This is a genomic window from Amycolatopsis sp. NPDC047767 (assembly GCF_040704195.1).
Taxonomy (GTDB): Bacteria; Actinomycetota; Actinomycetes; order Mycobacteriales; family Pseudonocardiaceae; genus Amycolatopsis.
Genome location: NZ_JBEYSJ010000045.1, coordinates 53,533 through 75,888, shown reverse-complemented (window position 1 = coordinate 75,888; position 22,356 = coordinate 53,533). Strand labels below are relative to the sequence as shown.

Below are 22,356 nucleotides of genomic sequence, written 5' to 3'. Positions count from 1 at the left end.
GACGCGGCCGAGGACCTCGTCCGTCCACTTCAGACGCGGCCGGTGCGGGTGGACCGCGAGACGCTGACGCTGGGCTACGCCGGCGTCTACTCCAGTTTCCTCCTCCACGCCGAACGCGTCGCCGGCCGCTACGACCTCGACGTCCGCGCGATCCTGCTCGAAGCCGGCAAGCGCGGCCTCGTCGGCGGCCAGGAAGACATGCTGGTCGACGTCGCGCTCGACCTCGTGGCCACGCGAGAGGCGGCCCCGGCGTGATCGAGGAGTTCGCGACGCGGCTCGACGAAGCCGCCACCACCCGCAAGCCGTGTGCGCAGCTGTCCACGGACCACGAGCTGTCGCTGGACGACGCCTACGCCGTGCAGCGCGAGCTGGTCGAACGCCGCCTCGCCCGAGGCGAGCGCCACTTCGGGGTCAAGCTCGGCTTCACCAGCAAGGCCAAGGCCGCGCAGATGGGGGTCGACGACGTCATCATCGGCCGCCTCACCTCGGGCATGGTCCTGGCCGACGGCGACGAGCTCGACCTGAACACCCTCATCCACCCGCGTGCCGAGCCGGAGGTCGCGTTCCGGATCGGCCGCGACGTCGAGCCCGGCGAGGTGCCCGGCCCGGACCTCGTGGACGCGGTCGCCCCTGCGATCGAGGTGATCGACTCCCGCTACCGCGACTTCAAGTTCTCGCTGGCCGACGTGGTCGCCGACAACACCTCGGCCGCCGCCGTCGTCCTCGGGCAGTGGCAGCCGCTCGCAGCCGGGCTCGACAACCGCGGCGTGGTGTTCGAAGTGGACGGACGCATCGCCGGCGCCGGCTCGACCGCCGCCATCCTCGGCGACCCGCTGCGCGCGATCCCCGCCGCCTTCCGCATGGCCCAGCGCTACGGCCTCCCGCTCGCCGCGGGCACAGTCCTGCTGGCCGGCGCGGCCACCCCCGCGGTGGCGCTCGAAGCCGGCACCCACGTCAGCGCCACCGTCTCCGGCCTCGGCCGGGCCCGCTTCTCCGTCGCACTGCAGGGAGCACCCCGATGACCGAAGCCAAAACGCTCGCGGACAAGGCCAAACCCCGCGGCCGCTTCCCACACCTCAAACGCGCCGGCGACCTCGTGTTCGTCTCGGGCACGAGCAGCCGCCTGCCGGACAACACGTTCGCCGGGGCCGAGGCCGACGAGTTCGGCACCACGACGCTCGACATCCGCGTGCAGACCGCCGCCGTGCTGGACAACATCGACGACATCCTCGGTTCCGTCGGCGCGAGCCTCGACGACGTCGTGCAGGTGACCAGCTACCTGGTCAGCATGAACGACTTCGGTGGCTACAACGAGGTCTACGGCCGCTACTTCGACGAGAACGGTCCGACGCGCACCACGGTCGCCGTGCACCAGCTGCCGCACCCGCACCTGCTCATCGAGATCCAGGCCGTCGCCCACGTGCCGCGTGAATCCAGTGGAGGGAACTGAAATGACCGACATCAACCCCGTTTTCAACTTCGCCGCGTGGGTCGAGGAACACCAGCACCTGCTCAAGCCGCCGGTCAACAACAAGCAGATGTGGGAACGCACGGGCGACTTCATCGTGCAGGTCGTCGGCGGGCCCAACCAGCGCACCGACTTCCACGTCGACCCGTACGAGGAGTGGTTCTACCAGGTCAAGGGCAACATGCACGTGAACGTGATGACCGACGAGGGACAGCAGACCGTCCACGTGCGCGAGGGTGACATGTGGCTGCTGCCCGGCAACGTGCCCCATTCGCCGCAGCGCCCCGAGGCCGGCTCGATCGGTGTCGTGATCGAGCGCGTCCGCGAAGAGGGCACGCTGGAGAAGTTCCAGTGGTACTGCCTCAACTGCGAACACCTCGTGCACGAGGTCGAACTGCAGGTGCGTGACATCGTCGAGGACCTGCCGCCGGTGTTCGAGCAGTTCTACGAAGACGAGTCCCTGCGCAAGTGCGCCAACTGCGGCACGGTGCACCCCGGAAGGTCCGCGCTCTGATGCCCCAGGTGATCGACGTCCACACACACTTCGTCCCGCGCGGCTGGCCGGCGCTGGGCGACGGCCCGGTCGAGGAGAGCACGCTGCCGTGGCTGCGCGTCGAGAACGAGCGCGAGGCGACCATCATGGTCGGCTCGCGCGAGTTCCGGCGCGTCCTCGCCAACTGCTGGGACGCGGGCGAGCGGCTGCGTGAGATGGGCGAAGACCAGGTCGACGTGCAGGTCGTGTCGCCGACGCCGGTGTTCTTCTCCTACGACCGCACGCCCGCCGAGGCCGTGCGGATCGCGAAGGTCTTCAACGACCTCGCGCTGGAGATCTGCGAACCGGCGTCCGGACGGCTGCTGCCGTTCTGCCAGGTTCCGTTGCAGGACCCGGATCTCGCGTGCGAGGAGCTCGACCGGTGCCTCGCCGCCGGCCACCGCGGCGTCGAGATCGGCAACCACGTGGGCGACCGCGACCTCGACGACGCCGGCATCGTCACGTTCCTGCAGCACTGCGCGGCCAAGGGCGTGCCGGTGTTCGTGCACCCGTGGGACATGCCGAGCTCGCCGCGGCTGAGCCGCTGGATGTCGCAGTGGCTCACGGGGATGCCGGCGGAGACGCACCTTTCGCTGCTGGCCATGATCCTCGGCGGCGTGTTCGACCAGGTGCCCGAGACGCTCAAGATCTGCTTCGCCCACGGCGGCGGCTCGTTCGCGTTCTGGCTCGGCCGGCTCGAAAACGCCTGGCACGAGCGCCACGACGTGATCGGCGGCTCCGCCAACCCGCCGTCGAGCTACCTCGGCCGGTTCTCCGTGGACAGCGTGGTGTTCGACCCGTCGGCGCTGCGGCTGCTGGTCGACGTCGTCGGCGTGGAGAACATCCTGCTCGGCAGCGACTACCCGTACCCGCTGGGCGAACGGCCGGTGGGCCAGGTGGTGCGCAAAGCACAGTTCCTGTCCGAAGCCGAACGCGGCCTGTTGCTCGGTGGCAACGCCGCGCGGTTCCTCTCCCTGCCCGAGGAGGTCACGACATGACCGCGTACAACTCCTACCTCAAGGCCGACGTCCTGCACACCCTGCAGGAGCCGGTGACCGACCTGGAGGGCGAGCGGTCGTTCCTCGTGGTGTGCCAGGTGCAGGAGCTGTACTTCGGCCTGATCACCACGGAGCTGCGCTTCGCCGCGCAGCACTTCCGGGACGGCGAGACCCCGTCGGCCGCGGCGGCCCTGCGCCGGGCGGCGGACCACTTCGCGGGGCTGAACGCGTCGTGGAAGTCGCTGGAGTGGATGACCGTCGGCGACTTCCTGCCGATCAAGAACGGCCTCGGGTCCGTGCACGGCAAGTCTTCGTCGCTGCAGTCGTGGAAGTACCGCGAGCTGGTGTTCCTGCTGGGCATCCGCCCGCACGCGCTGGCCGACCCCGTGTCGTCGATGCCGGACGAGCACTCGTCGCTGCTGACGACCCTGCGCGAGCCGAGCGTCTACGACGAGGCGCTGGCGCTGCTGAGCCGGCGTGGACTGTCCATTCCGGACTCGGTCGTGAAGCGTGACCCGCAGGAGGAACACGAGTCGCACCCCGACGTGGTGCGCGCGTGGACCACGGTCTTCTACGGCGGCGACCCCGCGCTCGTGGACCTGCGGTTCTGCGGCGAGGCCCTGATGAAGATCGCGGAGGGCTACGCCGAGTACAAGCACCTGCACCTCGTGGCCACGCGCCGCACGTTCGGCCACCGGCCCGGCTACTACGGCTCCAGCGGCCTCGACTGGCTGGTGCAGACGGTGGTCGAGGTGCCGTTCCCCGAGCTGTGGTCGATGGACCCGGAAGAATCGTGACGGGAGAAAACCCTTGTCGGACTTGACGATCCTCGCGCTGTCCGGAAGCCTGCGCAAGGATTCCCTGAACGCGCGCCTGCTCATGGCGGTCACGCAGCTCGCGCCGCCCGAGCTCTCCTTCGACGTCTTCGGTGACCTGGCGGCGATCCCGCCGTTCAACGAGGACGAAGAACACCCGGCCCCGCCGGCCGTCGCGCAGCTGCGCCACCGGATCCGCACGGCCGACGGGGTGCTCATCGCCACCCCGGAGTACAACGCGGCCATGCCCGGCGTGCTGAAGAACGCGCTGGACTGGCTTTCCCGCCCCGTCGACGAAGGTCCGGCGCTGGGCCGCAAGCCCGTCGCGATCATCGGGGCTTCGCAGGGGCCGCTGGGCACCATTCGCGCGCAGCTGAACCTGCGTTCGGTGCTGCACAAGATGAACGCCGACGTGGTCGGCCAGCCCGAGTTCGTGCTGCCCCACGCCCACCAGGCGCTCGCCGACGGCGAGCTGCCGGAGGGTTCGCCGTCGTCGGCGATCCTCACCGCCGTGGTCGACGGCCTGGTCGACCTGATCGAACACCGCCGCGCCCTGGCCTCGCTTGGCCGGTGAAGCGCTTTCCCCGTCCCCTGAACAACGGAGTTCCCCCATGACACAGGTGTCCCCGCCGCCGCGGCAGATGAGAAAGAACATCCTCGTCAGCGTCGCCGGTTCGGCCATCGAGTGGTACGACTTCTTCATCTACGCGTCGGCTTCGGCGCTGGTACTGAACAAGCTGTTCTTCCCGTCAGTCGATTCCGTCGCGGGCACGTTGCTCGCGTTCAGCACGTTCGCCGTCGGCTTCCTGATCCGGCCCGTGGGGGCGGCCGTGTTCGGGCACTTCGGTGACAAGTTCGGCCGCAAACCGGCGCTGGTCACGGCCATGATGATCATGGGCGTGGCCACGACGGCGATCGGCCTGCTGCCCTCCTACGCCACCCTCGGCGTGGCCGCGCCGATCCTGCTGGTGGTGCTGCGCCTGGTCCAGGGCCTGGCGCTCGGCGGCCAGTGGGGCGGCGCGGTGCTGCTGGTCACGGAGTGCGCGCCCGAGGGCAAGCGCGGGTTCTACGGCAGCTTCGCGCAGCTCGGTGTGCCGATCGCGTTGATCTTCTCCAACGTGATGTTCCTGATCCTCTCGGCCGCGCTCTCGCAGAACGCGTTCCTGGCGTGGGGCTGGCGGATTCCGTTCCTGCTCAGCATTCTGCTCATCGCAGTCGGGCTCTACGCCCAGTCGCGCGCGTCGGAAACCCAAGCGACGCCTTCGGAGGAGCCGGCCCGGCGGCGCGCGCCGCTGCTCGAACTGCTGCGCTCGCACCCGAAGCAGATCCTGCTCGCCGCCGGCGCGACCGTGATCAACGGCGGCGCGTACTACCTGCTCACCGTCTACATCCTGTCCTACGCCACGCAGGCCCTGGGCGTGCCGCGCGGCACGATCCTGGTGGCCGTGCTGATCTCCGCGGTCGCCTCGGGTCTCACGATCCCGGCCGCCGCCGCGTTGTCCGACCGCGTCGGCCGGCGCAAGGTGTTCCTCAGCGGGGCCGCGGGGCTGGCGGTGTGGGGCTTCCCGATGTTCTGGCTCGTGAACACGGGCTCGCCGGTGCTGATCACCGTGGCGCTCGTCATCGCGCAGGTCATCTTCAGCCTCACCTACGGCCCGTGCCCGGCGTTGTTCTCGGAGATGTTCGGCGCCAGCGTCCGCTACTCGGGTGTCTCGGTGGGCTACCAGATCGGCGCGGTCGCCGGCGGTGCTCTCGCGCCCATCATCGCGACGTCGTTGTTCGCCGAGTTCCGGACGGCCAACGCGATCGCGCTGTACCTCGCGCTGATGGCCGCGGTGTCGTTCCTGGCGGTGTTCCTGGTGACGGAGTCCGTCCGTCGCAAGAGGACAGTCCCCACCCCGCTCGCGGCGCCGGTGGACTGACGAGGTGCCGGCGGGCGGCGCGCACACCCGCGCCGCCCGCCGGGCCTCAGCCCAAGCGCACCAGGGCGCTGCCCTCGGCGGTCTGCTCGCCGAGCTGGTTGCGCGCGGACAAGGCGATCAGCACCTCGCCGTTGTCCCGCACCTCGGTCACCTCGCCGCCGCACCAGACGGTGTCGCCGAAGATGTCCGGCCGGCGCAGGCGCACGGAGAATTCGCGCAGCGAACCGGCGTCACCCATCCAGTTCAGCACGGGGTGCGCCATCCAGCCGCATTTCTGCGGGCCGTTGTTGTACGCGCCGGGCATGCCGATCTCCTTGGCCACCTCGGGGTCCTGGTGCCCGAGGCTGGGCAGCACGCGCTCGCTGAAGTACGTGGGGTCGTAGTTGTTCGGCAGCCGCTCCGGCTCCTCGACGGCCCACGTGCGGTACAGCCACGAGATCTCGCCCGCCTTGTAGCCGGGCGAACCGATGCAGCCGGCGTAGTAGGCCGTCATGGTGATCTGGTCGATCGGTCCCTTCACCACCTCGGGGACCACGTCGCCGACCTGCACTTCGGCCGGGTTGCGCGGAGTGGTACCGCGCCGTGCCTCGGTCGTCGCCCAGCGGCGGATCTCCTCGAGCTCCTCGTCGCGGTAGACGTGCTTGTCGCGGGCCTTGTACGACAACCCGCCGGACGCCGATGCGCGCGGCACGCGGAACGTGCTGGCCAGCGCCTCGGCCAGCAGCGCTCCGTCGCTCTCGCGGCGGTACTCGGTGTGCACGCGCTGGATGGCGAACCGGTCAGAGTGGCGGCCACTGTGGACGGTCACCTTCCCCAGCCGCGCCTTCGGCAGGATGCGGTCGCCGCGGTGGATCGTCTCGTGGAACACCCACTCCGTGCCGGCGTAGATCGGCTGCACCCCGGGAAAACCGAGGCCGACGGCACCGTCGTAGCTGGAGTACAGGAACGTGGGCGGGGCGATCACGCCACCGTGCGGGCTCGCCGCCGCGTACTGCTCGTCGTGGAACAGCGGGTTGTGGTCGCCGAGGCCCCAGGCGTAGTGGCGGATGGTGTCCAGTGTCGCCTCGTTGTTCCACGGTTCGACGCGGATCTCCTGGCCTTCGAGCGCTGCCGCCTCCGACAGCATCTCGTCGGTGATCTCGGTGCTGAACTCAAGACGCGTGGTGGCCATTGGTGCTCGCCCCCTCTTCCTCGAAGTCGTTCTCCCAGGCCGCCCACAGCTTGTAGCCGACCTTGCCCCAGCCCGACACGCCCAGCACGAGGAACGCGATCTGCAGCGACTCGCGCAGCTGCTCGGCGGTCAGCCCGGCGCGCTTGGCCGCGCGCAGGTGGTTGATCGCGCCGCCGGCGTTGCTCACGGCCAGGTCGAACATGACCAGCAGCAGCTCCTTCATCGCGAGGGAGAGCCCGTCGGCGTGCTGGGTGTAGATCCGCTCGCGGATGTCGGTGTAGTCGCCGGCGAACCCCTCGTCCATCGCGAACATCGTCGAGATGGCGGGCGGGATGTTGCCCAGCGACTCCTGGTAGTGCTGCAACCTGTCTTGTGCGGTCATGCTCTTCCCTTCACCCTTCATTTCCGCCCGATCGCGTCGATCGCACGGACCCCGTCCGCCAGCACGAGCACGGGGTTGAGCTCCACAAAGGACACCGGCTGGTCGGCCAGCGCCGTGAACAAGGTGGTGATCGCGGCGTTGAGCGCCTCGACGTCACTCGCCGCCTGGCCGCGGTAGCCGGACAGGAGCACGCCGAGCCGGGACTCCCGCAGCGTCGCCAGCCGTTGCTCGGGCGGCCAGCCGTGCCAGAGCACGACCTGGTCGTCGAGCAGCTCGGCGTTCACGCCACCCGGGCGGAGCACGGCGGACAGGCCGTACTCCGGGTCGCGCACGACGGCCACCAGCACTTCCTGCCCCGAACCGACTCCCCGCTGCACCACGACGTCGTCACCGTGCTCGGCGCACACCTTCGCGACCCGTTCGTACGCCGCCGTGAGGTGGTCCTCGCCGTGCACCACCGCGACGGCGCCGAGCTCGGACCGGTGCGCGATCGTCCGCCCGGCCGCCTTGACCGCCACGGGGTAGCCCCACCGGCCCGCCGCCTCCGCCGCGGCCGCCCGGTCGGGTGCGGAAACCCAAGGCGCCCAGGGGAAGTCCGCGGGCAGTAAGTCGGCGATGTCCGGCAGGCCGAGGTACCCGGTCAGGTCTTCGGCGGGTTCGGCCGTGGCTTCAGCACCCGCGTCGCCCGCCAGGAGGCCCAGCGCCTGCACCGCGCGTTCCGGCGTCGGGACCACGGCCACCCGCGCCGCGGCGAGCCGCGCGAGGAGGTTTTCCGGGATCGGGTCGTCCTCGCTGAGGTGGCTCAGCACGACGGGACTCGCAGCGGGGGATCGCGCGGTGAGGATCTCGGTCAGCACCTCACGGTCGTGCGCGAGGCTCGACTCGACGGCCACGACGACGTCCGATTCCGGCGCTTCGGACAACGTTGCCACCGTGCGCGCGAACGTCTCGGTCTCGCCGAGGAACGGCACGTCCATGGGGTTGTGCAGTTCGACCCGGTCCGCCAGCACCTCCCGCAACCGGACGCGAGTGGAAGAACCCAGCTCCGGCAGCGACAACGCCGGCGCCTGCTGCACGCGGTCGGCCAGCACCACCGCCCCCGCCCCCGACACCGACGCGGCGGCGATCCGCGGCCGCGCGGGCAGCTCGCCGACCACCTGCGCGGTCACCAGGCAGTCGGCCAGCTCCGCGATGCCCGGCACCCGCACGAACCCGGCCTGCTTCAGCACCGCGTGGGAGATGTCGCTCGACCCGACCACCCGCCCGGTGTGCCCGCCGGCGGCGAGCTGCCCGAGGTCGCTGTCGGCGATCTTGACCAGGAACACCCGTTTCCCGGTGCGCGCGATGGCTTCGGTGGCCGCCGGCAGCCAGTCGAGGTCGGTGATGGCTTCGAGGAACAGCCCGACCGTGCGCACGTCGTCGCGCGCCAGCACGCCCACGAGCAGTTCGAGCGCGCCGACGTCGAACTCGTCTCCCGTGCTGAACCAGTGCGCGATGCCGCCGCCGCGGCGCAGGATCGACATGAGCAGCCCGTTGCCGCTCGCCCCGCTCTGCGTGATCATCGCGACCGAACCGGCTCGCGCCGGCCCGCGGCCGAGCACGCTCGAGAAGTTCAGGTGCGCACCGGAAACCACGCTCATCGTGCCGACGCAGTTGGGTCCGATCACCCGCAGCCGCCGGTCGGGCGAGGCCAGGAACCGGTTGAGCTCCTGGCGCGGGGCGCTGTCGGGGCGCTCGAAGCCGCTGCCGATCACGACGGCGGCCCGCACACCGCGGCTGTCGAGGTCGTGCAACGCGCTCGGCACCTGGTCGGCAGGCAGGTTGACGATGGCGGCCTCGGCCGCGTCGACGGGGAGGTCGAGCACGGCCGGCACCGCCGGGTAGCCGCCGACGACGGAGTGGCGGGGGTTGACGACGAACACGTCACCCGTGAACCCGTAACGGCTGAGGTAGGCCAGCGGCCGGCCCGCGGGCTTGGCCGGGTCGGCCGACGCGCCGACGACGACCACGCTGCGGGGCGCGGTGACGAGGTCGACGAGCGCGCTCCCGGTGGCGAGCTCCGCCATCACGCGGCCCCGGTCACGGTGCCGGTCCACGCGCGCCGCAGCACGCCCAGCACCGCACCGGCGCCGGGAACTCCCTTGGGGTTGAAGAACAACCCGCGGTCCTGCATGACTTCCTCGGCCACCCGCGCCAGGTCGGACTCGGCGAGGCCGGTGTCCGCCAGCGTCCTCGGCACGCCCGCACGCCGCTGCACGGTTGCCGCCAGCACCGCCGCGCGGCCCGTCTCCCCGAGCCCTTCGCCGAGCGCGCGGGCCAGGATCGCCTGCTTGGCCTCGGTGTGGTCGTGGTTGTACTCCAGGACGTACGGCAGCATCACGGAGTTCGCCACCCCGTGCGGCACGCCGTACGCGGCGCCGAGCACGTGGCAGACGGCGTGGTGCAGGCCGACTCGTGCGTTGCTGATGACGAGGCCGCCGATGGCCGCGGCGGTGAGCGCGTCCTCCAGCAGGTCGACGGGCAGCGGCCCGGTGGCACCGCCGATCCGCGGCAGCGTTTCCGCGAACCGCCGGGCGCCTTCCGCCGCCAGCGCGTCCGTGAACGGCGACGCGGACTTGGAGTACAGGGCTTCGGCGCAGTGGGCGAGCCCGTTCATGCCGGTGGTCAGGAGCAGCTCGGCCGGGACGTCGGTGAACAGCTCGGGGTCGTACACCACCACGCGCGAGGCGACCTTCTGGTCCCAGAACACGCGTTTGATGCCACGCGCGTCCGTCGCGCCGCCGCCGGGCGTGACCTCCGCGCCCGACAACGTCGTCGGGATCGTGAGCACAGGGATCTTCGGCTGGTCGAGCTGCACGTGCTTGAGCACATCGGGCGGGGTGAACGTGCTGCACTTGGCCTCGAGCGGAAATCCTTCGGCCAGCAGGATGGAAAGCGCTTTCGCGGTGTCACTCACACTGCCGCCGCCGACGGCCACCAGTGCGTCGGGCGGGTCGTCGCGCAGCTGCCGCGCCATCGCCTCGGTGTCGGTGATCGGCGCGTGCGGCGCGATCTTGCCGAACTCGTGCCGGACGTCGAAGCCGCGCAACGCTTCTCGCGTCGCCTGCCCGGCGGCCGACGCGAGCGAGCGCGGGCTGCCGACGAGGCACACCGAACGGGCGGACAGAGCGGTGAGCTCGTCCGGCACCGTCGCGATCGTGCCGGCCCCCACGGTGAGCACCTGCCTTGCCTGGTCGTAACGGAACACGCGGTTCAGCTCCTTTCCCCGGGCCGGTCGGTCCGGAAACGCGCCAGTGCGGCTTCGTCGATCTCGAACCCGAAGCCGGGTTCGGCGGGCACCCGCAGCACGCCGTCCCGGATTTCGGGCGGGCGGACCACGAGGTCGCCGTCGAGGTTGAGCAGGTAGGCCAGCTCGGCCGGGTGCTGCGCCGTCACGGGGCTGGCGGCGGCGAACGCGGCGCTGGTGTACGTGCCGATCGCCGAGTCGCCCTGGCTGCCCACGATCGCCTGCGCGCCGACGGCCGCGCAGAACTCGCGGATCCGCGTCGACGCGCGGATCCCCGTGCGGGCCAGCTTGATGCTGATCATCGTGCAGCGCCGGGCCAGGATCTCGGTGGCGACCTCCCGCGGCGTCGTGCAGCTCTCGTCGCCGAGCACGGGCACGGTCGACTTGGCGACCACGTCGGCGCGCCCGAGCACGTCCTCGGCCGGGCACGGCTCCTCGATCCACGCGAGCCGGTAGTCCTTTGTGGATTCCAGGAAGGTCATCGCGTCGGCCGCGGAGTAACCGTGGTTGGCGTCGACGTAGATCAACGCGTCGGGGTGTTCTTGCCGCAGCTGCGCGACCAGCCGCACGTCGCGGTCGAGGTCCAGGCCGACCTTGACCTTGTAGCTGGTGATGCCGTGCTCCGCGCGCAGCGCCGCGGTCTCGGCCACGACCTCGTCGATCGTGCCCGCGCCGAGGATCGCCGTGCAGCGGACCTCCGGCGCGTAGCCGCCGAGCAGGTCGTGGCAGGAGACAGCGAGCGTTTTGCCCAAGGCGTCGAACATCGCCAGTTCCACGGCGCCGCGGGCGGTCGGGTTGCCGGCGAGGTGGCGCAGCCGGTGGCCGAGCTCTTCGGTGCCGAGCAGGTCGAGCGACTGCGCGGCGGGGGCGATCATCGTGTCGATCACGTGCGCGATCGACACGGTGGTCTCGCCGTAGATCATCGGCCGGGGGATGGCCTCGGCCAGGCCGACCACACCGTCGGCCGTGCGCACGCGCACGAGCAGGTGCTCGGCGTGGGTCAGCCGGCCCGTCGCGAACTTCACCTCGTGTTTCAGGGGAATCCGGAACGGGATGACGTCGATCGAGGAGATCTTGCTGGTTGTCACCTGTCGCACACCTCCGGGGGAGTTTTCACAGGAACGCGTTCTCGATGACCGAGCGGGTCAGCACCGCGGCGGCCGGGCCCCGCTCGACCTCGCGGCCGAGGTTGAGCACCAGCACGTCGTCGCACAGCTCCCGCACGACGGTGAGGCTCTGCTCGGCGATGACCACGGCCATGTCCGTGGTGCGCGCGAGCCGGGTCAGCGACTCGACGAGCCCGCTGACCGCGATCGGGGACAGGCCGAGGGAGGGTTCGTCGAGCAGCAGCACCCTCGGCTGGGACACCACCGCCCGCGCGACGGCCAGCGACTGCTGCTGGCCACCGGAAAGGCGACCGGCCGCGCGGCGGCGCAAATCGCGCAGCACGGGGAAGAGCTCGTACGCGAACTCCGTCCGCTCCGCGCGCTTCGCCCGGCCGCGCACCCGCAGGCACCCCGCGTGCAGGTGTTCTTCCACGGTCAGCTCGCCGAAGAGCTCCCGCGACTCGGGCACGAACGCCAGCCCGCGGCGAGCGCGGTCCCACGCCGGCACACCGGTGAGGTCCTCGTCGCCGAGCCGGATGGTCCCGGCGTGCGGGGCGACCACGCCGGACAGAGCTTTGAGCAGCGTGCTCTTGCCCGCGCCGTTGGCGCCGACGATGCCGAGGTAGCCGCCCGCGGCGACCTCGAAGCCGAGGTCGTGCACGACCGGGATCCGCCCGTACCCGGCGTGGATCCCCTGCGCGGAGAACGTCATCGCAGTGCTCCTTCGGCTCCGGGGCCGATGTAGGCCGCGAGCACGTCCGGGCGCCGCAGCACCTCTTCCGGGCCGCCGTCGGCGAGGATCTCGCCCTCGGCGAGCACCACCGTGCGGTCGGCGACGCGCCGGACGAAGCCCATGTCGTGCTCGACGAAGATCACCGTGGCGCCGGCGGAGCGGACGTAGTCGAGCACGCGGTCGGCCACCATTTCCTTGTCCTCCACAGGCATTCCGGCGCTGATCTCGTCGAGCAGCAGGAGCTCCGGCCGGCTCATCAGCGCGCGGCCGAGGTCCACGAGCCGTCGTTCGGGCGCCGACAGGAGGTCGACGTTCACCGCGGCCTGGTGCTCGATCTTCAGCTGCGCCAGCACTTCGTGGGCCCGGTCGACAAGTCGTCTCTCGTCGGCGAGGAAGCCACCACCGCGCAACACCGCGCCGAGGAACCGGCTGCGTTTTTGCTGACCGGCGAACGCGCCCGTGGCCAGCTGGTCGAGCACGGGCAGTCCGGCGACGAGCCGCGAGTCCTGGAACGTGCGCCCGATGCCGAGCCCGGCGCGGCGCCACGCACCCACACGCGTCAGGTCGGCGGAGCCCCGCGTGGTCCGCAAGGTGATCGAGCCGCCGGTCACGGGGACCAGGCCGCTGATCGCGTTGAACAGCGTGGTCTTGCCGGCGCCGTTGGGGCCGACCAGGCCGGTGACCGAGCCGCGCGCCACGGAGAAGCTCACGCCGCCCACCGCGACCAGACCGCCGAAGCGGACGAGCACGGAGTCGAGGTCGAGGATCGCGTCAGCCACGGCTGCCACCCGACGAACGCAGGTTCACCAGCGACCGCAGCCCACCGGGCCGCAGCACCAGGATCACGAACAGCAGGGCCGCGTTGAGGTAGCTGCCGAAGCTCCCGCTGCTGGGCAGGAACTGCTGCACCACCACCATGATCAGCACGCCGGTGACCGTGCCCCACACGCTGCCGACGCCACCGATCACGATCATCGTGAGCAGCAGCAACGTCAGCTCGAGCGTGAAGTTCGTCGGCGTGATGAACGTGAGCACCGCGCCCAGCAGCACCCCGCCGAGCCCGCCGAGCAGGCTGCTGAAGGCGAACGCCAGCATCCGCGTCAGCGGTACGTTCACGCCCATCGTCGCGGCCGCTTTCTCGTCGGTGCGCACGAGGGCGAACGCACGGCCGATCTTCGAGCGCGTCATGCGTTGCACCACGATCAGCGCGACCGCCGCGAACACCACAGCGACGAGGTAGGCCTGATCACCGCCGAAGTCGACGAGGATCCCGTTGTCGCCCTGCGTGGGTGGCCACAGCTGGATCGCCAGCAGCGCGGCCTGGGAGAACGCGAGCGTGAGCAGCGCCAGGTACAGGTCGCGGGTGCGGATGATGGCGACGCCGATGATCGTGCCCGCCACGGTGGCCGCGACCGTGCCGACGATCAGCCCGCCCACCGGACCGAAGCGCGGTTCGGACACCGCGTACCCGTAGGCGCCGAGGGCCATGAAAGCGTTCTGGCAGAAAGCGAACTGGCCGGCCTGCCCGAGCACGACCGTGTAGCCGAGCGCGGACACCAGGTACGCGGCGAACAGCCCCACCACGGTCTGGATGTACGCGCCGCCGACGTCGGCCCACACGGCGACGATCACCGCGACCAGCACCACCCCGGCCGTGGTCCACAGCGAACCGAGGTAGCGCTTCTCTCCGGCCGGCGACGTCACCGTGGTGGGCGTCGGCACGCGCAGCCGGCCGAGCCACTTCTCCACCGGCAGCGCGGAATCGCGGACGGCGGCCCGCACGCGGCGGGGGACGTTGACAGTGGTCATGCGCGTGCTCCGAACAGTCCGGTCGGCCGCGTCAGCAGGATCACGAGCATCACGCCGAGCGAGACGAACGCGCTGTAGCTCGCCCCGATCGCGCCCGACACGACCGACTGCACGACCCCGATCAGCACCCCGCCGACGGCGGCGCCCGGCAGGCTGCCGAACCCGCCGAGGACCACCGCGGCGAAGCTGTCGAACGTGTACTGCTGCCCGAGGTCCGGGGACAGCAGGTAGGTCGGGAAGATCAGCGCGCCGCTCAGCGCCGCGAGGCCGCCGCCGACGCACCACGCCAGGGTGGAGACCCGCGCCGGGTTCACGCCGACGACCGTGGCACCGAGGCGGTTGCTCGCGACCAGCCGCATCCGCAGGCCGGCCGACGTGCCGCGCAGCACCAGCGTGAGCCCGGCGACGAGCACGAAGCTCACCGCCATGAGCACCAGGTCGCTCGCCGACCAGCCGAGCCCCGGCACGATCGGCGAGCGGCCCGCGTACGGCGTCATCGTCTTGGCCTCGGCCCCGAACGACGACAGGAACAACCCGCCGGCGACCTCGGTGACCGCGATCAGCACGATGATCTGGGCGAGCAGGCTCGCGCCGCGCAAGGGACGCAACGCGATCTGGTCCACGACCACACCCGACGCGACACCCGCGGCGACGGCGCCGAGCATGACCACCCACGCGGGGAACCCGTGCGAGCCGAGCTCCCACGCGACGTAGCCGCCGAGCACCATCTGGCTGCCGTTGGCGAAGTTGACCACACCGGTGGCGCGGTAGACGAGCGTGAAACCGAGTGAGACGAGGGCTAGGGCGAATCCGTTGACGATTCCGGTGCCGAAAGTGGCGGTGGTGACCATCGATCAGTCCTCACTGGGGCAAGGTCAGTTCGCGGTGAGCTGGTTCTGGGTCGTGTCGCTGCCGAAGAACGAGACCTTGCCGCCGGCGATGCCGTAGAAGTTGGTGCAGGAGTTGCCCTTGTGCGAGCTCGGGGAGAACGCGATGGGGCACGGCAGCTCGGGCGTCGAGAACGGCTTCATCGTCTCCAGGCCGGTGACCAGCCCGTCGGGCGTGGCGTCCTTGGCGTTGCGCAGCCCGGCGATGAACGCCTTGGCCGCCGCGTAGGCCTGCACGGTCCACACGATCGGCTCGGTACCCGGGTGCTCGGCCTTCCACGCCTTCATGAAGTCGGCCGTGCACGGGTCCCCGACGGGACAAGCGAGCGGGGTCAGCGCGTAGTAGCGCACCTTCGGGTCCGACTTCGCGAGCTGGTCGAGTGAGGTGTTCGACCCGGCGAACGTGACCAGCGGCAGGTAGGTGGCCTGGTGGATCTCGGCGTTGATCACCGCGGCCATCGGCGGCGCGGTGATGCCGAGCAGCACCGCGTCGACGCCGGCGTCCTTCAGGCCCTGCACCTGGCTGGTGGCGTCGGTGGCGTTGGCGGCGATCTTCTCGGTGGCGTCGACGTTGAGACCGTACTTCGCGAGCGCGGCCTTGGCACCGGACAGCGCGGCGTCGCCGTACGCGTCGGATTCCACCATCATGCCGACCTTCTTGGCGCCCATGGAGTGCACGAGCTTCGCGATGCCGACGGCGACGTCGTCGGAGGAGAACGCCGGCGCGAACGTGTACTTGTTGAGCGGTTTCGTCAGCTGCGGGTTGATGCTGCCCGGCGTGTAGAACGGGGTTTTCGTGCTGCTCGCGACCTGCATGGTCGACAACGCGGTGGGCGTGAAGGCGGGCCCGTAGAGCACGGAGACCTTGTCCTGCGTGATGTATTTGCGCGCCACCGTGACGGCGGTCGCCGGATCGCTCGCGTCGTCGGCGTAGAGCAGTTCGACGGAGTGGCCGTTGACGCCGTTCTTGGTCAGGTCGGCGAAGGCGAGCTTGGCGGAATCCTGGTAGACCGCGTCGAACGCGGCGTCGGCGCCGGTGAGGCCGAACTGCACGCCGATCTTGACGCTGTCGCTGCTCGATCCGCTCGAGCCGCACGCGGTGAGGACCGCGGCGGCGGCAGCGACGGCGGCCACCAGCGCGAGTTTTCGCGGCCGCCTTGCAAAAGTCATCATCATTCCTCCGCGTCATTGGTTCGGATGATTCGAGACGACGACGCCGGCGGCGGCGGGGACCAGATCCGCAGGAGGCGCGCTGTGAGTGCAGATTTTTACTGTCAACTCAGTCCAGTGTCAAGGCTCCGGTCGTTGATCTTTACGCTGGTCGTCGGCATACCTCCTGGTCACATGGGATGCAACGGTCGTTGCGAAATCGACATCGACGCCCATTTCGATCTTGGTTTGGCCGGTTAAGGTTTTACTGGTTGAACTGAGGGTAAAACTTGTAGAGTGGCGGTTCACCGTCCGATCGAGTTCCGCCAACCCCGACCCCCGCCGGCGCAGGAGCGACACATGGCCTCACCCCCCGAGCAGTCCGACGAGCCGCGCAGCACTTCGGAGGGCGTGCACATCGGCGCGAAGCTGCGCGAATGGCGGCACGAGAGCCGGACCACGCTCACGGAGGTGTCCGAGGCGGTCGGGCTTTCCGTCGGGTACATCAGCCAGCTGGAGCGCGGGCGTGCGAACCCGTCGCTGGAGGCGTTGAAGCGGCTGGCCGACGTGCTCGGCCACACCGTGGGCGAGCTGTTCAGCAACGAGGCGCCGCCGCCGAACCCGTTGCGGTACTCGGTTTCCAAGAGCGGGCAACGCAAACGCATCCAGTACCCGGGCTCCGGGATCATGAACGAGCTGCTCAGCCCCGACCTGCAGCACCAGATGGAAGTGGTGTGGGTCGAGGCCCCCGTGGGCGCCACCAGCGGCGGGCACCCGCACTCGCACGTCGGCGAGGAGTGCGGCATCGTCCTGGCCGGCGTGATGATCTTCTGGATCGGCGACGACGAGGTCAAACTCGAAGCGGGCGACGCGATCTACCTCGACTCGACGGTGCCGCACCGTTGGCACGTCGGGGAAGGGGAACCGCTGAAGGCGGTTTGGCTGATCACGCCGCCCACGTTCTGAGTTCGGTCTACTGTGGACTCACTGCTGGATTGACTCGACGTTCATCGCGGGGTTGCGGCTTGGTTGACATGGCCTTCGCAATCTACGTGGCGGGGCGGCCTGAAATCGCTGCCGTTGAGGGGCTGCGGGTAACTGCCCAAGGTGAGTGGTAGCGCCAGTTGTCCACAACTCGGGTCTGCTGTGGACAACATGGTCGATCGCCAGGTTTTGTCGGTGCGCGCCGGTAGAATGGATCTTGGGCAGCCCCCGGGAGGGTGGGACTTTGCCGCCGCGGGGGTTGCGCGCGCGAAGACGAGGCAGGCTGGAAGGTGCCTTCGTTCGCGCCGGCGCGGCTGGCAGGCAGACTATGGGCCTCGGCGAACGCTCGGGCGGGTTCCCGGAACACGGCGCTGCGCTGATGAGGCCGTGGCCCTTTGCCGGGATGGCCACGGCCTTGTTCTCGGCGGAGTAGGCGAGCGAGCGTGCACGGTCGCAGGCTTTGTCCTCCACGCCGCGCCGGTCGCTTTCGTCAGCAGGCCCGGGATTTCGTCGCGGGGACGAGCACGCGGGACCGACCTGACCGCAGTTGGTCCATGAGGTGGTGAGCGTGCGGTCGACGACGAGCTGCGGGCCGGAGTCGTCGACGACCACGCCGGCCGATGTGCCGCCGAGACCGAGCGCGACCTTTGGCAGTTCCGGCTTCCGGCACCGAAATCAGCGTTCCGGCGGCGGTGGAGCCGGTGAAGCTGACCATGTCGAGGCGGCGGTGTTTCGTGATGGCTTCGCCGACGATCGGGTCGGTGCCGTAGACGAGGTTGACGACGCCGTCGGGGATTCCGGCGGCGTTGAGGGTCGCCGCGAGGAGCGGCCTCGACGTCGCAACGGGCTTGGCGACGATCGCGTTGCCGGCCGGCAGCACAGGGGCGAGCTGTCATGAGCTGCTGGAACGGGAAGCTCCACGGGGTGATCACGCCGACGAGCTCGGTGTCGTCCGGCGAGGGAATTGCACAGGGTTTCGGTCCAGGCGAAGCCGGCAGTGAGGTCCGTGGTCGAGTTGGCGACGAGCTGCGGCAGGCCGGCCAAGGCGTGGCCGATCGGGGCGCTGATCTCCGCGGAGACGGCTTGGGCGAGGTCGTCGTTGCGTTCGCGGAGCTCGGGTGAGGCCTTGAGCGTTTGGGCGCGTTCTTTTCGGTGCGGTGACGGCCCATGCGCGAAGGCTTTGTTCGCCGCGGCGCCGGTCCGCGCCTTCCGGGGCGCCGAGCGGCATGTGGGCGACTGTTTGGCCGGGGTCGAGGTCGTCGAGCATGGTTGCACCGTTGATTCAGTGCTCACGGTCTCGACGAGTGCCGGCAGTCGCGGAGCGTTAGCCATGATCGGGGCGTCTATGGCTGAGCGTGGTGTTCGAACGGCGGGCATGGACCGGCCCGAACTGGCGAAATTCCTGCGCGAGCGGCGAGAGGCGCTGCAGCCCGAGGACGTCGGCCCGCGCCGCCGCACCAGCGGCCTGCGGCGGGAGGAAGTGGCCGCGTTGAGCGGCGTCTCCAGCGACTACTACAGCCGCATCGAACAGCAGCGCGGCCCGGTGCCGTCGGAGCAGATCCTGGCCGCGATCGCGCACGGCCTGCACCTCACGCTGGCGGAACGTGACCACCTTTCCGCCTCGCGGGCCACGGCGCGCCCCCGCGCGCCGTCCGCGGCGACCACGTCAACGCCGGCCTGATGCGTGTGTTCGACCGTCTGCAGGACACGCCGGCGCAGATCGAGAACGTGCTGGGGAGACCCTGCGCCAGACGCCGCTCGCGGTGGCGTTGCTGGGTGACGAGACTTCGTACACCGGGCTTTCGCGCGCTCGGGTGTTCCGCTGGTTCACGTCGGCTTCGGCCCGTGAGCGGTTGCCGGTCGAGGATCATCCCCACCACAGCCGCACCCTGGTCACGCGCTTGGCCGAGGTGTTCGCCGAGACGGGCCGCTCCTCCCCGGCGGGTGTTTTGGTCGCCGAGTTGACTGCGCGCAGCCCGGAGTTCGCGGCTTTGTGGGCTGAGCACCCCGTGCTCGGCCCGTACTGCGAGCCGAAGCGGCTGCTGCACCCGGAGGTCGGCGCCATCGAGGTCCACGGCCAGACCCTGCTGGATCCCGACCAGTACCAGGCTTTGCTGATCTTCACGGCCCTGCCGGGCACGGAAAGCCACGAGAAGCTGCAACTGCTGTCGGTGATCGGGGCGCAGCAGCTTTGACGGGTCGCCGGCCGCTGGGTGGGCGAAGCGCCGTGCCGGTGGCGGCTCGAACATGAACGCGCCCCGGCCGCTTGTGGGCGGTCGGGGCGCGTTCGCGGTGCCGGAGGTGTCGGCCGGGTCAGTCCGTGCCCGACTCCATGGCCGCGTTGTCCAGGAGCGAGACGTCGTCGGTCTTGCCGCGGGAGGCGATGGCTTCGGCGCCGCCCTCGGGCATGGCGCCGATGAGGCCGGTGGAGGCGGCCTGGGCGGCGCCGATCAGGGCCGGGTGGGAGCCGCTGCCGACCATGCCGAGGCCGGCGTACTGCTCGAGCTTCGCGCGGGAGTCGGCGATGTCGAGGTTGCGCATGGTCAGCTGGCCGATGCGGTCGACCGGGCCGAACGCACTGTCCTCGGTGCGTTCCATCGACAGCTTGTCCGGGTGGTAGCTGAACGCCGGCCCGGACGTGTCGAGGATCGAGTAGTCCTCGCCGCGGCGCAGGCGGAGCGTGACCTCGCCCGTGATGGCCGTGCCGACCCAGCGCTGCAGCGACTCGCGCAGCATCATGGCCTGCGGGTCGAGCCAGCGGCCCTCGTACATGAGCCGGCCGAGGCGGCGGCCCTCGTTGTGGTAGCTGGCGACGGTGTCCTCGTTGTGGACCGCGTTGACGAGCCGCTCGTACGCTGCGTGCAGCAGCGCCATGCCCGGCGCCTCGTAGATGCCGCGGCTCTTGGCCTCGATGATGCGGTTCTCGATCTGGTCGGACATGCCGAGCCCGTGCCGGCCGCCGATCGCGTTGGCTTCCAGCACGAGGTCGACGGACGTCGCGAACTGCTTGCCGTTGATCGACACCGGACGGCCCAGCTCGAAGCCGATGGTGACGTCTTCCGGCTCGATCTCGACGCTCGCGTCCCAGAACCGCACGCCCATGATCGGCTCGACGATCTCGATGCCGGTGTCGAGGTGCTCCAGCGACTTGGCCTCGTGGGTGGCGCCCCAGATGTTGGCGTCGGTCGAGTAGGCCTTCTCGGTGCTGTCGCGGTAGGGCAGCCCGTGGGCCACCAGCCACTCGGACATCTCCTTGCGGCCGCCGAGCTCCGTCACGAAGTCCGCGTCGAGCCACGGCTTGTAGATGCGCAGGGCGGGGTTGGCCAGCAGGCCGTAGCGGTAGAACCGCTCGATGTCGTTGCCCTTGTAGGTGGAGCCGTCGCCCCAGATCTGGACGTCGTCTTCGAGCATCGCGCGCACCAGCAGCGTGCCGGTGACCGCCCGGCCGAGCGGCGTGGTGTTGAAGTAGCTGCGGCCGCCGGAGCGGATGTGGAACGCGCCGCACGTCAGCGCCGCGAGCCCCTCCTCGACCAGCGCCTCCTTGCAGTCGACCAGCCGCCCGAGCTCCGCGCCGTACGTCGTCGCCCGCCCCGGCACCGACTCGATGTCGGGCTCGTCGTACTGCCCGATGTCGGCCGTGTAGGTGCACGGCACGGCGCCTTTGTCACGCATCCACGCCACCGCAACGGACGTGTCGAGGCCACCGGAGAACGCGATGCCGACCCGCTCGCCGACGGGAAGGGAAGTGAGCACCTTGGACATGGGTATGATTATGCATCAGGATGTATGACTGTGCATAGCCGGGGCGGCAAGTCGTGACGCAGATCGCTCCGGCCGGCCGCGCGGACCAGGCCCGACACGCGAAGACGGGTGCCATCCCCATGAAGAGGATGACACCCGCGGTCACGACAAACTCGCAGACGTCACGTCTGCGGATCGCCCAGGGTGGTAAGCGCTCCGCCGAGTGGACTGATCGGCAAGTCGACTCCCGTCGGGGTTGTGCCGGGCCTGCGGGACCGCCAGAAGGCATTCGAGGTCGGGTGCGGGCACGACGACGACCCGGCCGCGTACGACGACTCGCCAGTCCTTGTGTTCCGAACTCGGACGGGTGCCATTCCTCGAGCCGGGAGGTGACCTCCATCAGGGTGGACCGACACGTCGGCTCCCGCGTCTGAACTGCCGCTCATTCGAGGTTTGGTGTCGACCATGAGAACGAAGGCGGGTGCCATCCCCACGAAGAGGATGACACCCGTCGTCAACGTGAAGCCGCAGACGTCAGCCTCGCGGGTCGAACGGGATGCCGGCAGGCAGGGAGGCCGCCAGGAGGTCGTTGTAGCGCGCGTCGTTGATCTTGATGGTGGCCGCGCCGAAGTCGGCGGACATCAGCTTGTCGCGCAGGGCGGTGGAGGGGTAGCCGTCGTAGCCGACGAGCGGGGGGTAGCGCCAGTTGTGGTAGTGGTTCTCCGGCGGCTCGTCGTTGTTGTTGGCCAGGCGGAAGAAGTGCGTGCCCAGGCCGTCCTTGTGGTAGACGACCTTCGGGTGGCTGCCGTCGAACCGCACTTGCGAGCGGGGGTACGTGACCTGGCTGCTGTGCTGCGTGGTGGTCACGAACTCGACCTGGTTGCTCGCCTGGTTGATCCAGGAGATCACGTGCTCCCAGTCGTGGCGGTGGCCGCCGAGGCCGCTGCCGGCGACGGCCTGGTCCTTCTCGAAGTAGCTGGCGTAGACCACTGCGCACCAGCCGTTGTTGCACTTCGAGCGGGAGTAGGTCTGGGAGTTGTCGAGGTCGGACTGGTCGCGGCAGCTGCCGTTGACCGCGCCGGTGGTGTTGAGGCCGGGGGCGAGGGTGCCGTCCGGGCCGATGGCGGGGGTGGCGTAGCAGCCGTCGCCGTCGTAGTCGTACGCGGGCGAGAACGACTGGTCGTAGCCGCCGGCGTTCTGGGGGAGGTTGTGCGGGGGATCGGCGTACGCCGCGGCCGCCGGGATCACCAGCGCCAGCACGGTTGCGCCGAGCACCGCACCTAGCCGTTTGAAGGTTCGCATAAAGGTCGACCTTCCGAATGGGGACAGGGCGTTGATCATGCTGGCGTACCCGGCCCCCGCGGAGAAGGAGT

Annotated in this window: 23 protein-coding genes and 1 pseudogene; 11 read left to right on the top strand and 13 right to left on the bottom strand. The window is 70.1% G+C overall.

What is annotated here, in order from left to right; translation table 11 throughout:
- The 8 genes and pseudogenes from AB0878_RS44450 to AB0878_RS44415 all read left to right on the top strand — a co-directional run.
- Positions 1 to 255: pseudogene (locus AB0878_RS44450) on the top strand (4-hydroxy-2-oxovalerate aldolase); the annotation flags it as partial.
- A complete protein-coding gene (locus AB0878_RS44445) occupies positions 252 to 1,022 on the top strand; it encodes a fumarylacetoacetate hydrolase family protein (protein WP_366588451.1) in 771 nt (256 codons plus the stop codon). The pseudogene AB0878_RS44450 and the gene AB0878_RS44445, both read left to right, overlap by 4 nt.
- On the top strand, positions 1,019 to 1,450 hold the full coding sequence (locus AB0878_RS44440) for a RidA family protein (RefSeq protein ID WP_366588449.1): 432 nt from the start codon (positions 1,019 to 1,021) through the stop codon (positions 1,448 to 1,450). The genes AB0878_RS44445 and AB0878_RS44440 overlap by 4 nt, the downstream gene beginning before the upstream one ends.
- Position 1,451: 1 nt before the next feature.
- The gene (locus tag AB0878_RS44435; protein WP_366588447.1) at positions 1,452 to 1,982 is read left to right on the top strand and encodes a 3-hydroxyanthranilate 3,4-dioxygenase; all 531 of its coding nucleotides are present in this window, start codon (positions 1,452 to 1,454) and stop codon (positions 1,980 to 1,982) included.
- Positions 1,982 to 2,998 (top strand): amidohydrolase family protein, encoded by a 1,017-nt coding sequence (locus AB0878_RS44430; RefSeq protein WP_366588445.1) that lies wholly within the window; start codon positions 1,982 to 1,984, stop codon positions 2,996 to 2,998. The genes AB0878_RS44435 and AB0878_RS44430 overlap by 1 nt, the downstream gene beginning before the upstream one ends.
- On the top strand, positions 2,995 to 3,795 hold the full coding sequence (locus AB0878_RS44425; RefSeq protein WP_366588443.1) for a tryptophan 2,3-dioxygenase family protein: 801 nt from the start codon (positions 2,995 to 2,997) through the stop codon (positions 3,793 to 3,795). Before AB0878_RS44430 ends, AB0878_RS44425 begins: the two co-directional genes overlap by 4 nt.
- A gap of 13 nt (positions 3,796 to 3,808) precedes the next feature.
- Complete coding sequence (locus AB0878_RS44420) at positions 3,809 to 4,387, top strand: NAD(P)H-dependent oxidoreductase (protein ID WP_366588441.1); 579 nt, start codon at positions 3,809 to 3,811, stop codon at positions 4,385 to 4,387.
- Between the two features lie 37 nt (positions 4,388 to 4,424).
- Positions 4,425 to 5,735: an MFS transporter gene (locus AB0878_RS44415; protein WP_366588439.1), complete on the top strand. Its 1,311-nt coding sequence runs from the start codon at positions 4,425 to 4,427 to the stop codon at positions 5,733 to 5,735.
- A gap of 46 nt (positions 5,736 to 5,781) precedes the next feature.
- Here AB0878_RS44415 and AB0878_RS44410 read toward each other — a convergent pair whose 3' ends face one another.
- Genes AB0878_RS44410 through AB0878_RS44365 form a run of 10 tightly spaced genes read right to left on the bottom strand, consistent with a single transcriptional unit; the run spans position 5,782 to position 16,243 of the window.
- Entirely contained in the window at positions 5,782 to 6,906 is a 1,125-nt protein-coding gene (locus AB0878_RS44410) for a MaoC family dehydratase N-terminal domain-containing protein (RefSeq protein ID WP_366588437.1), read from the bottom strand.
- Entirely contained in the window at positions 6,887 to 7,288 is a 402-nt protein-coding gene (locus AB0878_RS44405; RefSeq protein ID WP_285972464.1) for a carboxymuconolactone decarboxylase family protein, read from the bottom strand. The genes AB0878_RS44410 and AB0878_RS44405 overlap by 20 nt, the downstream gene beginning before the upstream one ends.
- 17 nt (positions 7,289 to 7,305) lie before the next feature.
- Entirely contained in the window at positions 7,306 to 9,384 is a 2,079-nt protein-coding gene (locus tag AB0878_RS44400; RefSeq protein WP_366588435.1) for an acetate--CoA ligase family protein, read from the bottom strand.
- Positions 9,354 to 10,535 (bottom strand): iron-containing alcohol dehydrogenase, encoded by a 1,182-nt coding sequence (locus AB0878_RS44395; protein WP_366588433.1) that lies wholly within the window; start codon positions 10,533 to 10,535, stop codon positions 9,354 to 9,356. Before AB0878_RS44395 ends, AB0878_RS44400 begins: the two co-directional genes overlap by 31 nt.
- A 5-nt stretch (positions 10,536 to 10,540) precedes the next feature.
- Entirely contained in the window at positions 10,541 to 11,662 is a 1,122-nt protein-coding gene (locus AB0878_RS44390; protein ID WP_366588430.1) for a mandelate racemase/muconate lactonizing enzyme family protein, read from the bottom strand.
- Positions 11,663 to 11,687: 25 nt separating this feature from the next.
- Positions 11,688 to 12,392 (bottom strand): ABC transporter ATP-binding protein, encoded by a 705-nt coding sequence (locus AB0878_RS44385; protein ID WP_366588428.1) that lies wholly within the window; start codon positions 12,390 to 12,392, stop codon positions 11,688 to 11,690.
- On the bottom strand, positions 12,389 to 13,192 hold the full coding sequence (locus AB0878_RS44380; protein ID WP_366588426.1) for an ATP-binding cassette domain-containing protein: 804 nt from the start codon (positions 13,190 to 13,192) through the stop codon (positions 12,389 to 12,391). The genes AB0878_RS44385 and AB0878_RS44380 overlap by 4 nt, the downstream gene beginning before the upstream one ends.
- A complete protein-coding gene (locus tag AB0878_RS44375) occupies positions 13,185 to 14,222 on the bottom strand; it encodes a branched-chain amino acid ABC transporter permease (RefSeq protein ID WP_366588424.1) in 1,038 nt (345 codons plus the stop codon). Before AB0878_RS44375 ends, AB0878_RS44380 begins: the two co-directional genes overlap by 8 nt.
- On the bottom strand, positions 14,219 to 15,073 hold the full coding sequence (locus AB0878_RS44370) for a branched-chain amino acid ABC transporter permease (RefSeq protein ID WP_366588422.1): 855 nt from the start codon (positions 15,071 to 15,073) through the stop codon (positions 14,219 to 14,221). Before AB0878_RS44370 ends, AB0878_RS44375 begins: the two co-directional genes overlap by 4 nt.
- Positions 15,074 to 15,097: 24 nt before the next feature.
- Positions 15,098 to 16,243 (bottom strand): ABC transporter substrate-binding protein, encoded by a 1,146-nt coding sequence (locus AB0878_RS44365; protein WP_366588420.1) that lies wholly within the window; start codon positions 16,241 to 16,243, stop codon positions 15,098 to 15,100.
- Between the two features lie 375 nt (positions 16,244 to 16,618).
- On the opposite strand from AB0878_RS44365, the gene AB0878_RS44360 reads away from it, so the two are divergent.
- Complete coding sequence (locus AB0878_RS44360; RefSeq protein ID WP_366588418.1) at positions 16,619 to 17,224, top strand: XRE family transcriptional regulator; 606 nt, start codon at positions 16,619 to 16,621, stop codon at positions 17,222 to 17,224.
- A gap of 508 nt (positions 17,225 to 17,732) precedes the next feature.
- Here AB0878_RS44360 and AB0878_RS44355 read toward each other — a convergent pair.
- Positions 17,733 to 18,122, bottom strand: coding sequence for an aldehyde dehydrogenase family protein (locus AB0878_RS44355; protein WP_366588416.1), 390 nt, complete (start codon positions 18,120 to 18,122; stop codon positions 17,733 to 17,735).
- A 495-nt stretch (positions 18,123 to 18,617) separates the two neighbouring features.
- On the opposite strand from AB0878_RS44355, the gene AB0878_RS44350 reads away from it, so the two are divergent.
- Both AB0878_RS44350 and AB0878_RS44345 read left to right on the top strand, forming a co-directional pair.
- Positions 18,618 to 18,923: a helix-turn-helix transcriptional regulator gene (locus AB0878_RS44350; RefSeq protein ID WP_366588414.1), complete on the top strand. Its 306-nt coding sequence runs from the start codon at positions 18,618 to 18,620 to the stop codon at positions 18,921 to 18,923.
- Between the two features lie 82 nt (positions 18,924 to 19,005).
- The gene (locus AB0878_RS44345; RefSeq protein ID WP_366588412.1) at positions 19,006 to 19,437 is read left to right on the top strand and encodes a hypothetical protein; all 432 of its coding nucleotides are present in this window, start codon (positions 19,006 to 19,008) and stop codon (positions 19,435 to 19,437) included.
- A gap of 118 nt (positions 19,438 to 19,555) precedes the next feature.
- Here the strand turns inward: AB0878_RS44345 and argG are convergent, their stop codons facing one another.
- Together argG and AB0878_RS44335 are read right to left on the bottom strand one after the other, a co-directional pair.
- Positions 19,556 to 21,004 carry an argininosuccinate synthase gene (gene argG / locus AB0878_RS44340; RefSeq protein WP_366588410.1) on the bottom strand — a complete coding sequence of 483 codons (1,449 nt, stop codon included), beginning with the start codon at positions 21,002 to 21,004 and terminating at the stop codon, positions 19,556 to 19,558.
- Between the two features lie 513 nt (positions 21,005 to 21,517).
- Positions 21,518 to 22,285, bottom strand: coding sequence for an NPP1 family protein (locus AB0878_RS44335; RefSeq protein ID WP_366588408.1), 768 nt, complete (start codon positions 22,283 to 22,285; stop codon positions 21,518 to 21,520).
- Positions 22,286 to 22,356: the final 71 nt, after the last annotated feature.

What these genes read in the sequence shown, in the direction of transcription:
- AB0878_RS44440 (WP_366588449.1), top strand. Translation starts at nt 1,019, where the DNA reads ATGACCGAAGCCAAAACGCTCGCGGACAAGGCCAAACCCCGCGGCCGC.
- AB0878_RS44435 (WP_366588447.1), top strand. Translation starts at nt 1,452, where the DNA reads ATGACCGACATCAACCCCGTTTTCAACTTCGCCGCGTGGGTCGAGGAA.
- AB0878_RS44430 (WP_366588445.1), top strand. Translation starts at nt 1,982, where the DNA reads ATGCCCCAGGTGATCGACGTCCACACACACTTCGTCCCGCGCGGCTGG.
- AB0878_RS44425 (WP_366588443.1), top strand. Translation starts at nt 2,995, where the DNA reads ATGACCGCGTACAACTCCTACCTCAAGGCCGACGTCCTGCACACCCTG.
- AB0878_RS44415 (WP_366588439.1), top strand. Translation starts at nt 4,425, where the DNA reads ATGACACAGGTGTCCCCGCCGCCGCGGCAGATGAGAAAGAACATCCTC.
- AB0878_RS44410 (WP_366588437.1), bottom strand. Translation starts at nt 6,906, where the DNA reads ATGGCCACCACGCGTCTTGAGTTCAGCACCGAGATCACCGACGAGATG.
- AB0878_RS44405 (WP_285972464.1), bottom strand. Translation starts at nt 7,288, where the DNA reads ATGACCGCACAAGACAGGTTGCAGCACTACCAGGAGTCGCTGGGCAAC.
- AB0878_RS44385 (WP_366588428.1), bottom strand. Translation starts at nt 12,392, where the DNA reads ATGACGTTCTCCGCGCAGGGGATCCACGCCGGGTACGGGCGGATCCCG.
- AB0878_RS44375 (WP_366588424.1), bottom strand. Translation starts at nt 14,222, where the DNA reads ATGACCACTGTCAACGTCCCCCGCCGCGTGCGGGCCGCCGTCCGCGAT.
- AB0878_RS44370 (WP_366588422.1), bottom strand. Translation starts at nt 15,073, where the DNA reads ATGGTCACCACCGCCACTTTCGGCACCGGAATCGTCAACGGATTCGCC.
- AB0878_RS44360 (WP_366588418.1), top strand. Translation starts at nt 16,619, where the DNA reads ATGGCCTCACCCCCCGAGCAGTCCGACGAGCCGCGCAGCACTTCGGAG.
- AB0878_RS44350 (WP_366588414.1), top strand. Translation starts at nt 18,618, where the DNA reads ATGGACCGGCCCGAACTGGCGAAATTCCTGCGCGAGCGGCGAGAGGCG.
- argG (WP_366588410.1), bottom strand. Translation starts at nt 21,004, where the DNA reads ATGTCCAAGGTGCTCACTTCCCTTCCCGTCGGCGAGCGGGTCGGCATC.
- AB0878_RS44335 (WP_366588408.1), bottom strand. Translation starts at nt 22,285, where the DNA reads ATGCGAACCTTCAAACGGCTAGGTGCGGTGCTCGGCGCAACCGTGCTG.